At 26.1% G+C, this 13,748-nt stretch carries 14 protein-coding genes; 2 read left to right on the forward strand and 12 right to left on the reverse strand.

Going from position 1 to position 13,748, the window contains the following annotated elements; all coding sequences use genetic code 11:
* Positions 1–12 precede the first annotated feature (12 nt).
* The 3 genes from ACYQ1T_RS00135 to ACYQ1T_RS00145 form a co-directional block, all read right to left on the reverse strand.
* The gene (locus ACYQ1T_RS00135) at positions 13–444 is read right to left on the reverse strand and encodes an aspartate carbamoyltransferase regulatory subunit (RefSeq protein WP_459830592.1); all 432 of its coding nucleotides are present in this window, start codon (positions 442–444) and stop codon (positions 13–15) included.
* Positions 445–1,368, reverse strand: coding sequence for an aspartate carbamoyltransferase (gene pyrB / locus ACYQ1T_RS00140; RefSeq protein ID WP_459836407.1), 924 nt, complete (start codon positions 1,366–1,368; stop codon positions 445–447). It abuts the gene before it with no gap.
* Positions 1,369–1,595: 227 nt separating this feature from the next.
* A complete protein-coding gene (locus ACYQ1T_RS00145) occupies positions 1,596–1,733 on the reverse strand; it encodes a hypothetical protein (protein WP_459830594.1) in 138 nt (45 codons plus the stop codon).
* Between the two features lie 247 nt (positions 1,734–1,980).
* On the opposite strand from ACYQ1T_RS00145, the gene ACYQ1T_RS00150 reads away from it, so the two are divergent.
* The gene (locus ACYQ1T_RS00150) at positions 1,981–2,181 is read left to right on the forward strand and encodes a hypothetical protein (protein WP_459830596.1); all 201 of its coding nucleotides are present in this window, start codon (positions 1,981–1,983) and stop codon (positions 2,179–2,181) included.
* A 247-nt stretch (positions 2,182–2,428) separates the two neighbouring features.
* Here the strand turns inward: ACYQ1T_RS00150 and ACYQ1T_RS00155 are convergent, their stop codons facing one another.
* Positions 2,429–3,193, reverse strand: a complete 765-nt coding sequence (locus tag ACYQ1T_RS00155) for a polysaccharide deacetylase family protein (RefSeq protein ID WP_459830599.1) — start codon at positions 3,191–3,193, stop codon at positions 2,429–2,431.
* 215 nt (positions 3,194–3,408) lie between these two features.
* Here ACYQ1T_RS00155 and ACYQ1T_RS00160 point away from each other — a divergent pair, with 215 nt between their 5' ends.
* Positions 3,409–3,756, forward strand: coding sequence for a hypothetical protein (locus tag ACYQ1T_RS00160; RefSeq protein ID WP_459830601.1), 348 nt, complete (start codon positions 3,409–3,411; stop codon positions 3,754–3,756).
* Positions 3,757–3,896: 140 nt separating this feature from the next.
* Here the strand turns inward: ACYQ1T_RS00160 and ACYQ1T_RS00165 are convergent, their stop codons facing one another.
* From ACYQ1T_RS00165 to ACYQ1T_RS00200, 8 genes are all read right to left on the reverse strand, one after another.
* Entirely contained in the window at positions 3,897–4,568 is a 672-nt protein-coding gene (locus tag ACYQ1T_RS00165) for a manganese catalase family protein (protein WP_459830604.1), read from the reverse strand.
* A gap of 815 nt (positions 4,569–5,383) precedes the next feature.
* On the reverse strand, positions 5,384–6,163 hold the full coding sequence (locus tag ACYQ1T_RS00170; RefSeq protein WP_459830606.1) for a serine hydrolase: 780 nt from the start codon (positions 6,161–6,163) through the stop codon (positions 5,384–5,386).
* A gap of 227 nt (positions 6,164–6,390) precedes the next feature.
* Complete coding sequence (locus ACYQ1T_RS00175) at positions 6,391–7,491, reverse strand: 6-phosphofructokinase (protein ID WP_459830608.1); 1,101 nt, start codon at positions 7,489–7,491, stop codon at positions 6,391–6,393.
* Between the two features lie 492 nt (positions 7,492–7,983).
* A complete protein-coding gene (locus tag ACYQ1T_RS00180) occupies positions 7,984–8,874 on the reverse strand; it encodes an undecaprenyl-diphosphate phosphatase (RefSeq protein WP_459830610.1) in 891 nt (296 codons plus the stop codon).
* A gap of 117 nt (positions 8,875–8,991) precedes the next feature.
* A complete protein-coding gene (locus ACYQ1T_RS00185) occupies positions 8,992–10,095 on the reverse strand; it encodes a hypothetical protein (RefSeq protein ID WP_459830612.1) in 1,104 nt (367 codons plus the stop codon).
* A gap of 83 nt (positions 10,096–10,178) precedes the next feature.
* Complete coding sequence (locus tag ACYQ1T_RS00190; RefSeq protein WP_459830615.1) at positions 10,179–12,026, reverse strand: tetratricopeptide repeat protein; 1,848 nt, start codon at positions 12,024–12,026, stop codon at positions 10,179–10,181.
* 168 nt (positions 12,027–12,194) lie between these two features.
* The gene (locus ACYQ1T_RS00195; protein WP_459830617.1) at positions 12,195–12,983 is read right to left on the reverse strand and encodes an ABC transporter permease; all 789 of its coding nucleotides are present in this window, start codon (positions 12,981–12,983) and stop codon (positions 12,195–12,197) included.
* Positions 12,976–13,743, reverse strand: coding sequence for an ABC transporter ATP-binding protein (locus ACYQ1T_RS00200; protein ID WP_459830620.1), 768 nt, complete (start codon positions 13,741–13,743; stop codon positions 12,976–12,978). Before ACYQ1T_RS00200 ends, ACYQ1T_RS00195 begins: the two co-directional genes overlap by 8 nt.
* Positions 13,744–13,748: the final 5 nt, after the last annotated feature.

The following is a 13,748-nucleotide window of genomic DNA, read 5'->3' on the forward strand; positions in this document are numbered from 1 at the left end:
CACCCTTTTCCCTTATACTTCTGATAACTTCATTATATGATCACAGTATTCACATCTATATGTTCCTTTTTCATTATCAACTAATTTAAAGGAATGCTTTACATATGTTTCATCAACTGTAATACATCTTGGATTATTACATTTTAATATATCTAAAACTCTTTGTGGTAATTGGGGCTTAATTTTTCTCACTATTTCACCTTCTTTTACTTCATTAATAGTAAGATTTGGTGATAGTAATCCTAATACTGTATAGTCTATTTCCTTACACTTTTCTATTTTTATTATATCCTTTTTGCCTAATTTTTTACTTTCAGCATTTATAATTAAAGCTACTTGATTTTCACCCTTTTCTAAATCTAAGTAATCAAATATTTTTCTTCCAATTCCATTCTTAATGTGGTCTATAACAACTCCATTTTTAATACTTGTTATTTGTAACATCTACATTACCCCCAAAAGCTTCACTATTAACGCCATTCTTGCATACATACCATATTCTGCCTGCTTAAAATATGCCGCTCTATGATCATTATCAACTTCTACTGTAATTTCATTTACTCTTGGCAGAGGATGCATAACAATCATATCGCTTTTTGCTTCTTTCATTTTTTCTTCATCTAAGATATAACTATCCTTTAACCTTATATATTCCTCTTCATTAAAGAATCTTTCTTTTTGAATTCTAGTCATATATAAAATATCTAAATCTGAAATAACATCTTCTAAACGCTCTACTTCTTTAAAATTTATATTATTTTTCTTTAATATCTCTTCTCTAATATATTCTGGTATTTTTAACTCTTTTGGTGATATTAATATAAATTTACTTTCTTCGTATCTTGACATGGCTTTTATAAGGGAATGTACAGTTCTTCCATTTCTAAGATCACCACATATTCCTATTGTATGACCGTTTAAGCCATTTTTTAGTGACTCTATAGTTAAAAGATCTGTTAGAGTTTGTGTTGGATGTTGATGCCCTCCATCACCTGCATTTATTATTGGAACACTTGAAAACATACTTGCTACCTTTGCTGATCCTTCTTTTGGATGTCTCATCGCTATTATATCAGCATAAATTGAAACCATTTTTATAGTATCTGCTAAAGTTTCACCTTTAGCAGTTGAGCTTGAATTTGGTTCAGAAAAACCTAAAATTTTCCCACCTAATTTCATCATTGCTGCTTCAAAACTAAACCTGGTTCTTGTACTTGGCTCATAAAATAATGTTGCCAGTATTTTTCCATCACAGATATGTGAAAATTCTTTTGGATTTGAAATAATTTGATGTGCTAGTTTAAATATTTCTTTTAATTCTTCTTTTGTAAAATCCATTGGATCTATTAAATGTTTGTTTATCATTATATACTCTCCTTCTTAACCTCTCTGTGTTAATTTAAAGGTCTCATTAAAATAATATAAAAAAGCCTTCCTTAAAAAGGAAGGCATAATTAGTCCTATAAAATGGGCATTAATATAACTTCCTTTTTAATCTCTCGGATTAATTTAAAGGTTTTTCTATTTTTTCATAGGATAACACGTATATCTTTTATTGTCAATATACTCACTAATACAATTATAAAATATCTTATTTATTTTTTTAGAACTAACCCCTTACTTCTTATACAAGTACACTCTTTTACTTCTTCTGTATGTAAGCATTGATATTTTACTTTTTTAGGCGCTTCAACTTCAATTATTTTTTTATCTTTTTCTTTATTTGAATTCATTCTACACACTCCTTCTAATAACATTATATATCTATTAATAATTATTATCAACGTATTTTCACCTTGTTTTTATATAATTCCACTTCTTATAGTACTTATTAAAAAAACACATCACATTAATATTTAAATGTACTATGTTTTTAGATATTATATAATTAATTTATATCATATCTGTGCAAAGTCTAAGGTTGTAAGATAATTAAAATTTAACCCCCTATAAAATCAATTAAGAAATGATATTATACATATGAAATTAATTTTAGATACGATTGCTAAACAAATTGGAGTACCTGATATAGTAACAAATGATGTAAAAAATGAATTGAAAAATCTTATTTTAGAAGGTAAAAATATTAAAGCAATAAAAAGATATAGAATGATTACTGGTTTAGGTCTAAAAGAAGCTTACGAATATATTAATCAATTAAGTAAAAATGAAATAAAATAAATTCGTCTATATCATTTCATTAATATTTTAAAAATAAACTTGAGAAAATTAGGGCTATCTCATTAAAAGATATAAATATGATATTAGGTATTTAAATAAATTTAACATACTAAAGCACTGTATTTAAATTTTCTTATGAGATAGTCCTATTTTTATATCACTCTTTGAAAAAATACACCATCTAATACCATAATTGCTAACTTTAATAACTTAAAGCATTTGTACTCTTAGTTAATAATTATTTATTTTATGATATTTTAAAGTACATTTCTGGAGTATTCTCATTAATTGTTTTAAATTCATATCCCTGTGACTTATAGTATTCTATTATTTTAGGTAAAGCCTCACAAGTATTTTTGTGCATGTCTGTACAATGCATAAGCAATATTATTCTCTGCAAACCATCTCCTGCATTTATAGCTTTTCTATATAATTTATATGGTGAAAGTTTAGGATTTAAACCATCTGTATTATCTAAATTCCAATCATATACTTTAAAATTATTATTATGTAGTTTTTCTAAATAGCATTTATTTAAATGCTTATAGCTTCCTCCTGGAAATCTAATTATATTAGGTGAAACTCCAACGACCTTATTTATTTCATTTTGACACTCAATCATCTCTTCTATAAATGTATCCTCATTACAATAAATACATTTATATTTATGAGTAAAGGTGTGTAATCCTATACTATGTCCTTCCTCATTTATTCTTTTTACTATCTCCTCTTTATCTTTAATTTGATTACCAATTAAAAAAAATGTCGCTTTTACTTCATTTTCTTTAAGTATGTCTAGAACTTTACCTGTTATTTCATAACTTGGACCATCATCAAAAGTTAGATATATCTCTTTCTTATTAGAAATATTATTTTTCTCGTCATTATTACACTCTTCTGAGGATTTTAGCTTTGCTCCTACAGAAATACTATTAATACTTTGCCATGTTATACAAATAATAAGAAGCAAATTTATAGTAAATAATAAAAAGTACTTCATTTTATTTTTCAATTTATTTTCCTCCTTACAACTTGTTTTATTATTTATTAATTTAAAATTCATTACATATTATCATTTACTTTATTCTTATTTTTATTTGTGGTAATTTTGAACAATCATTAAAATTATTTATTTTTACAATATAACTTCTCATAAATTCAATCCAATAATTTCCTATAATAAATTAATATATTTACTATAATACTAATCAAAAGGAGGTGGTAAATTTGAAAAAATTAAATTTATTTATAGCATCCTTATTAGTTTCTATATTTTTCTTTTCTATATCAGTAAATGCTATTAATTTAACCCAACCTATATCAGATACTTATAAAGAAGGAGTATATAGAATTAACGATAAAGCTAAATATTATGCAACTGCAACACTTTCAAATAAAAATAAAATAGCATCCTTACTAATTATTGATAGTGAAAATCGTATTAGATTATATAAAAATTTTGATACAAGTCAAGTTAATGATTCTTTAAATATAGGATATATTTCCTCGGAAGATACAATTGTTGTATTAGGAATAGGAGAAATAGCTATTAGATTCTACTCAACTTCTCCTTAAATTAGACCAAACAGTTAGAATGAGTGGTTGATTATAAATATTATAACTACTAATACTTCTGTTAAATAAATATAATATTGTATATAAAAATAAAAAACACTTAGGATTTTTTCTAAGTGTTTTTAATTTAATTAATAAAATTATCTTGATGGATTTTCAAATGATGGTGGTGTTGGATTAAGACTTTTATGATTCTCACTTGGTGATGATAAGTCAAAATAAAGTTTTGAATCTTCTGTAACTCCAAAATCCTTATTTGAACCTGTATTTTGTACTTTGTTTAATGCTTCTCTAAATAAAGCATTATGTGCCTCTTCTCTATTAAGTAAAAAATCTATAGTTTCTTTTACATATTTATCATTAATTTGACGATATAAATATTCATATACTACTTTCGCTCTTTGCTCTGATGCTATATTAGAAAGTAAATCTGCTACTAAATCCCCTGTAACTGTTACATAATCAGCTGTCCATGGGGCTCCTGATGAATTTATTAAAACTGGTGATAATCCACATTGTACATGAGTTTGTATTTCTCCACTGCTAACTTTACAATTATCTACATCATGACCATTTAATAAATTTATTGTTTGTGCAACCATTTCCATATGGCTTAATTCTTCTGCAGCAATATCCAGAAATAAATCTTTTATTTCTTTATCTTTTATTCTAAAACTTTGAGCCATATATTGCATAGCTGCTTTTAATTCTCCATTTCCTCCACCTAATTGCTCTTGCATTAAAACTGCATATTGTGGGTTTGGTTTTTCAACCATTACATCTCTTAATAATTGTTTTTCATGTTTAAACATATCTTTACCTCCAAACCTTAATTTCCTATATTATGTTTTCCTTTAATATTCTCTATTATTCATCTCTATAAAAATTTATATTTTAATAATTTGTTAATATTTAAATTTAATAATTAGATATATATAATTTTTTGAATAGTATTTATTAACACTAAACATAATAATATAGAAATATACTATAAGAAGTAATGAACATTCCAAATTTAACACAATTAAAATTACAAAATCTAATACATCTTATAGGTACATAGTACAATTGCAAATAAATTAGATGATTTTTCAAATCCATTCATCTATTCCAAAACATATGAAACACTTCAATAAGGTGCTAATTTAGTAAAAGTCAGTAAAGATAAATTAATTACATTTTTAAAATAGATCATTAGAAAATTGGAAAAAATATATACTGAATCCTTACTTAAGTATGATTAATAGTAGTTTAACTGGATATGCTAGTATAATAGTTCAATCAGACAATCAAGCCTTGTTCCAAAATATACAATAAATAAAGAATAAACACGGGATTCGTCAATCTTGAGTTTATCAAAAAGCAAAAGGTAGAAGATTTTACCCTTCCGCTCTTTCGATTATCACTAATTTCCTATAAAAATATCTATATTAATTTTTTCTAAAATACAATATGTATTTCTTAATTTTTTCATTACTTTATACTAATACAGACAATAAAAACTTACTTCCATGTAAATAATGATATGATAAAAGAAGCCACAAACTTAATAAGCAGAATTTTTGACGAATTGGCTTATAGTAAAAAAATAACCCCTAGAACCCTAGGAGTTATCAGATTTCATTTATTAATGCCACTTATTCATTACATTATCCCACATCATTTTTCCACATTTAGCTAAAGTAACTGTTCCATAAACACTATTTGGAACACTCATAGATAACACAGTAAATGTAAAGTCACCTTTTGATAAATGTATAAGTGCAGTATCATTTTCTACACCATTTTTATCACCTGTTTTGCTTGATATTTCATACTTTAAGTCATCTGGAATATATAATGCTAATTTATTTTTTATTTGTTGTCTTCTTAGAATATCTATCAGCATTACACTATTTTCTGGATTTAGGAAAGTTTCTTTATATAAGTGTTTCCATATCTTTGATAAATCTCCTGCTGATGTAATATTTTCAATTTCATTTTTAGCTTTTCTTTCATCTGTTGTCTTTCTATTTAAAGTAGTATTTTTTAATCCCATATCTTTTATATCTTTATTAATTTGATCTATTCCTACTATATCTATTATTTTATTTGCAGCTGTATTATCACTTTGAATTAGCATTGCAACTAAAAGCTCAAATATAGTATATTCTCTTTCATTAAACTCATGAATTATTCCTGTTCCATATACTTTGTCTTTTCCATCTATTTTAATTTTATCCATGAAACCTATTTTTCCATCTTCTACAGCCTTAATCAAAGACACTGATATAGGTAGCTTCATACATCCAGCTGCTACCATTTGAACGTTTTCATTATACCCATAAACAAAACCGCTTTTTAAATCCTCAAAGAAAAATCCATAAGTACCTATTCTTGATTCTAAATATTTCTTTATCTCTTTCATAATACCCTCCAGCTTCTTTTATGTAATCTGCTTATCTAAAGTATAGCATATTTTCAGAAAATTTTGAAGTATTAAATAAAATTTAATTTACTATTTTTACAATTAAATCTACTATATTAAATAAATTTAATTATATCTTTTCTCTTTTATATATAACCTATGCAAAACTTTATTAATTTATTTTTTCATATAAAAAAGGAGAAGTTAATCTTCTCCTTTTTATATAATTAATCTGCAAAAGAAATTCCAATTTTCTTAGCTATTTCAACTAATTCACCTTCTGGGTTTACTAATTTAGATTTCTGTCCTATTACATTTTCTAAACTATCACTTGATAGTTTATCTGCCTTTAGACAAACCATTTCTCCAAACTTTCCTTGATTTATAAGTTCTACAGCACCTACTCCATATCTTGTTGAAAGAATTCTATCAAATGTTGAAGTATTTCCTCCTCTTTGAATATGTCCTAGAACTGTACATCTTATTTCTTTATCTGGTAATAATTTTTCTAAGTCATCAGCTAATTTATTACCTATTCCTCCAAGTCTAATTGGATCTGGACTATCTTTTACAATCTTAGCTACAACTACCTCTCCATCTTTAGGCTTTGCTCCCTCTGCAACAACAATAATACTAAATCTTCTTCCTTGAGCTTCTCTTTCTTCAACCTTTTGTACTATTTTATTTATATCATATGGTATTTCTGGTAAAAGTATTACATCTGCTGAACCAGCAATTCCTGATTCTAGAGCAATCCAACCAGCACCCCTTCCCATTACTTCACAAATCATAATTCTATGATGTGATTCTGCTGTTGTATGAAGTCTATCTAAAGCTTCTGTTGCAACATCTATTGCTGTATTAAATCCAAAAGTCACATCTGTTGATGCTAAATCGTTATCAATTGTTTTTGGTACACCTATAACTTTAACTCCTTTTCTAGCAAAATCTCTTGCAGAGGTTAAAGTTCCATCTCCTCCAATTACAACTAATACATCAACACCTTCTTTTTTTAGATTTTCAACTGCTATATCAGATACATCTTTTTTAACCATTTCTCCATTTTCTTCTACTAAATAATCAAAAAGGTTGTCTTTATTTGAACTATATAATATAGTTCCTCCTCTATGAAGTATTCCTGATACAGTATCTATAGTTAGAGGAACGAAATCATTATTATAAAGACCTCTATATCCAAATTTATATCCAATAACTTCTATTCCATAATTTAATATTGCAGTTCTTGTAACAGCTCTTATAACTGCATTTAACCCAGGACAATCTCCACCACCTGTTAATAACGCTATTTTTTTAATTTCTTGTGCCATATGAAACTCCCCCTTACCCAAATATCAATAGTTTTTTGAATTGAATTTACTTTTATAATTTTCTGTAAATTTAAATTAAAAATATTGATGTTTTTCTACAATTTTTCACAATTGTTATCAAAAAACATCTACTAACTTTTCTTATATAATAATATCATAAATAAAAGTTAGTTAAAAGTATATTTTTTATAGAAATATTACTTTTTTAGAATTTTAGTAAAATTTTACTATTTTTCTTTTTATATTTTGTGCTTTTTTTATAAAACGCACTTGATATATAGTATATAATACCTTAAAGAAAGAAAAGTCTGATGTTGATAATCTAGAGTCTTTATCTTTGACTGCTATTTTCTTCAAAATTAGAGGAAATAAAGATACACTTAAAAAACCTTTACTTTAATCATCATAATAAATTAATAAAAAAGACCTAAGCTAAATTAAAGATATCCTTTATCAAGGAAATTTTAAAAGCTAGGTCTTCTTTTTTTATATCTATACTGTTAAACTTACTATTCCCGCAAGTGATAATCCTAATAAAACTATTCCTGCAATTATTCTATAAATAGCAAATATTCTCATAGGTCTCTTCTTTAAGTAACTTACGAACTTTTCCATAACTACTATAGAAACTATAAATGCAACTATAAATCCTGCAATAAGAGCAATTGTATAAGTTGAGTTCATTATTGAAAAATCAAACCCTGCCAAGTCTACTACTGTTGATCCTACCATAGCAGGTATCGCTAAGAAGAATGAAAATTCTGCTGCAGCTGGAGTTGCTATTCCTGCAATCCATCCCCCCATTATTGTAGAAGCACTTCTTGACATTCCTGGCCACATTGCCAATACTTGGAAACAACCAACTTTTAGCGCTTGAATAGGTGTAAGATCAAAAACATCTACTGTAGCTATATTGCCTTTTCTTGATACTTTATTTCTAAATCTATTTTCTATTATTACTAGTAAAATACCTCCAACTATAAATCCTACTACTACTGCTGAAGGTTTAAATAGTTCCTTTATTTTGTCATGGAAAGGAAAGCCTATAGCCATAGCTGGAATTGAAGCAATAATTACATTAATTCCAAATCTAAAACCTGTTTTTCCTTTTTTGCCAGCACTAAAAATATAAGTAAAAAATTCTACAACTGAACTCCATAGCTTATTCCAGTATAAAACAACAACGGCTAAAATAGCACCTAATTGAATAACTACCTCAAACATTTTAGCGAATTCTTCTGCTCCAACTCCACCTGATCTAAAGCCTATTAAACTTCCAAATAGAATCATATGTCCTGTAGATGAAACTGGTACGAATTCTGTTAATCCCTCTATAACTGCTATAAATACAGCCTTAAGTATATAAATTAAATCTAACCCCATTACCTTTCCTCCCTTTCAAAAGTGCATTAATTTCACAATATTTTCATTATACATATTTTATCAGTTAATGTCTATAACTTAAAACTTAATAAAATCTTACATATTTCTATGATACTTTTACTTCTTTTGAACTTCTATCATTGAAATAACATTTTCTCCGTCTAAAGAAAGTTCAATAGTATTACGACCCTTTTTAATAAGTATATCTGAATACTTACTAACCTCTCTAAATTTTTCCTCACTAGATTCTCTTACATAATACTTGTCCATTATTTTACCATCCTTAAATCCTCCAACTACAAAACTTTCAGCTTCTTCTTCATTATTTCTATTGGAATCTTCACTCTTTTTTAATAATATTAAATATGCCTTTTCATCTTTTCCTATTATATTATCAATTGGATTTTTATTAATTAAGTCTTTATTTTCTGTAAAGATAGTTGGCTGTATATATCCACCCTTAAATTTTAATGATATATCTTGTACATTTTTTATATACGTAATATAACTATTGCTTTTTTGCATATCAAATGTATTATCTATCATTATTGTGTATGTATATAATGATTTTTTTAATTTAGGTATATAATCTTTTCTATCACTTTTTCCTGTATAATTAAAATTTCTTATTTCACCATCTAGCACTTCCATTGAACTACATGTGAATCCCTCTACATCAAAATATCCCCTATCTATAAAGTCTATCATGATCCATTTATTATCTTCTTCGCTCCAGTACTCTACTACATAATATGAGTTTTGTTTACTAGATTTTGTATTAATATTTCTAAATTCTCCTATTCTAGCTGTAAATCCAACACTTGATAAAAAGTCTCTATATATTATTGCCATATCCCTTGCTGATACTTTTTTAGCTCCATTTTTTTCCTTTAATATATCATATCCATTTATACCCTTTGAGTTATCAACATCATCAAACTCTACTGTATCTTGCAAAATATCTACAACTTTCAATGCCTTGTTTAATAGGCCCTTCTCACCTTTAATATTACTTTTTATTTTATACATATCATTTAAAACTTTGACCTTAGTATCTTTTTCATTAGAGAAATAGTACACTATATTACTTTCATTATATATGTTATCCCATTTTTTAACTTTTAATTTTTCTCCAAATGATCTTTCTATTAGAAATTTAAAACCCAATATAATTATTAAAACTAATATTGATATTTTCATTACTCTTTTAAATTTTTCCATGTTTTCCCTCCAAATTTTCACACTTTATAATAATAATAACAAATTTTTTCTTATTATACAAAAAAGAGTGCCTAAGGCACTCTTTAATAAAGTAATATAAGCTCAGATTTTTTAAATTCTTTTAAAGTTCCAGAAATATAGTTATTATATAGTTCTTTGGCTTTATTATAATTATTTAAAATGCTCTTTTTGCTATCTTCATCTATTGTTTTTGGCATTTCTTCATATGCTGACTTTATATTTTCAAAACCTCTTTCTATTTCACCCTCAACAGAAATATAATAGCAGCCAGCATTATTTAAAGATAATACATCTTTACTATCAATAGAATACGCATTTCTTATTTCCTCTATACCTTCTTCATTCATTTTTGAATTTAAATATAGTGTTCCAAGAGTTCTATGATATTTCCCTTTTGACTCATTTAAAGAAATAGCCTTCTTAAGTTCTTTTATTGCATCTTCCTTCTTTTCATCAGATATATATAATTTTGCAATATTATAATATAGTTCACTATTATTAGGATTAATTGTTAATGCTAACTTATAGTATGCTATTGCTTCCTCATTATTCATTGAAATATTGGCATAGTAATCAGCTATTTTAATAATTATATTATAATTAAAAGGTTCCTTTTCAAGAGCTGCTCTAAAATAACATTCTATAGATTTTATATCTCCTTTTGCCATCATTATATCTGGCATTAATATTCCATAGACCTCTGGATAATCTTTATTCTTTAATATGCTTTTTTTACATAATTCAAATGCTTCACTATAATTTCCATCATTAAAAGCTTTCCACGCTCCAGTATAATATCCTATAAATGTATCTTGTTCACTATTACTTATATTTTTTAATAACCTAGACGCTTCTGCTTTTCTATCTGTATTTATATATATTTCAGCTTTTATCATATCTAATGCAATTTTGCTAACATCATCTTGTTGAAGTTTATTTATACTATCTTCTGCCATATAGGCTGTTTCTTTTAAATTTGAATATACTTTAGCTATCCATACCTTATATACTATTTTATCTGGATTTTCATTTGATACAGCTGTTAGTTTTTCTAAAAAAACATCTCTATTATAGTTTGCAATATTATTTATAACATCATAAATTTTAATTTCATTTTCATTTTTTTCCCAGGCTTCTTTTAATGTTTCAAATCCTTCATCCCAATTATCTACAAGCATATTCATTTCAGAGAATACTGATAAATCATATGAAGATTCTTTATCAACAGGATATATATCTAAAATATCTTTAGCTTTATTTTTTTCATTATTTGCTAAGTAAATTGTAAATATAGTTTTCATAAGCTTCTTTTCATTAGGTACTTCCTTAAGATAACTTTCTCCTAAACTTATAGCTTCCTCATACTCCTTATTCATAAAGAAAGTAAATATAGCCTCATTCATAAGTTCTATATCTTTTTCTTTATACTTAGCTGAATCCTTTTTATTTGCTATTATTTTATCTCTAATTAATATAGATTCTTTTAATAAATTATTAGACTTAACTATATCACCTTTATATGAATAAATTTTCGCTGATTTAACTTTCCATATTGGCCACTCATCTTCTTTTTGCAGTTTTTCATATTCTGCCAAAGCTCCTTGATAGTCGTTTTCATAATATAGTTCCTCTACTTTATTAGTAGTTATACTAACAGTATCCACTTTAAATATGCCTTGAATATATATAAGAATTAATAAACATATTAGCATAGAGGATCCAATAATTAAAATTGCTTCAATTGCAGAGTTTTTCTCATAAGTTTTTTTATATAACATTTTTATTTTATATGTACTTTTCTTAAATAAATTTTTAATAGGCTTTAATATATTAAATATCGGTTTCATTTTACTTCTTAAAGGCTTTGTTTTAATCCACAAAGATTTAACTATTTTTTCTATTGTATCCATAACTCCCCCAGCAATTAAATATTTATAATATGCATAAATATTACATATTAATTATAATATCAAACAAAAGTATTTTTTACAATTAAAAAAATATCACTTAATTTACATATATTAATAAATTTTTATAAGATAATAGCCTTGGTATTAAAACCAAGGCTATTATCTAAACTACTTTATATCTGCTAGCTTTTGTTCTAAAATAGCTACTAACTTATACATTACAAATGCTATAAATGATAATATTACTATACTCATCATTACCATATTTAATTGAGATATTTGACCTCCATAAACAATTAAGAAGCCAAGCCCTTCTCTAGCTACTAGGAATTCCCCCATAATTACACCTACCCAGGAAAGACCAACATTTATTTTTAATGCTGATATTAATACGGGTATATTTGATGGAAAAACTAAGTATTTTAACTTTTGATACTTATTTGACTGTAATGTTGTCATTAATCTCATTTTTCCCTTATCAACTTCATTAAATCCAGTTAACACTGTAATAATTGTTGTTACAATTGAAATAAGTAATGCTATTACTATTATTGCTGTAACTCCATTACCTACCCAAAATATTATAATTGGTGCTAATGCTACTTTTGGAAGTGCATTTAAAACTACTAAATATGGATCTAGCACCTTTGATACAAAAGGCATTGCCCATAGTATAATAGCAATAATCGTTCCTATTATAGTTCCTAATGTAAAGCCTAAAATAGTTTCATAACATGTTACCCATATATGTCTAAGTATCGTGCCATCATTTACAAAAGACATAAATGATTGAAACATTCTACTAGGACTAGATGTTAGAAATGGATCTACCCATTTTAAATTTGCTGCAATTTCCCATAAAGCAATAAATATAACTAAAATTGATATTCTAAAAAAAGCAAGCTTAACTTTATTTTTTTTAACATTTTTTAAATATATATCATGTTCTCTACTCATTTACTTTGTCCAACTCCCTCCATAATAAATTAAAATACTCATTAAATTCCTTTTCTTTTCTTCTTTGGAATGGAGTTGCTTCTTTATTTTCAAAATCTATTTTTATATCTAATTTAACATTTGCTGGTCTTTTAGTTAACATTATAATTCTATCAGAAGTTGCAATTGCTTCTCCTAAATCATGTGTTACCATTATTGCAGTCTTTCCCTCTTTTTTTATTATCTCTGTTACATCATCACAAACTTTTAATCTAGTTTGATAATCTAATGCAGAAAAAGGTTCATCTAAAAGCAGCACTTCCGGATTTAAAGCTAATGTCCTAATTAAAGCTACCCGTTGTCTCATTCCTCCTGATAACTCATTAGGTTTATGATCTTTAAATTTTGCTAAATCATAATTTTTTAACAGACTATCTGCACGACATATATTTTCTATAGTACACAGTTTTTTTATCTTAAGGCCTAAAAGTACATTACTCCAAACTGACAACCATTCAAATAGATAGTCCTTTTGAAACATATATCCCATTTTATCTAATCTATTTTTCATATTAGGTTCATTATATATAACCTGTCCAGATGATGGCTCTAGCAATCCACTTATAATATTTAAAAGTGTAGATTTTCCACAGCCTGATGGCCCTATTATACTTACAAATTCCCCCTTTTCAATTTTAAAGTTTAACTCTTCTATTGCTTGTGTTTCACCTTTTAATGAATGATACGTTAAATTTATATTTGATATTTCTATTAAACTCAAAATTT

This window comes from Clostridium carnis (assembly GCF_054657435.1).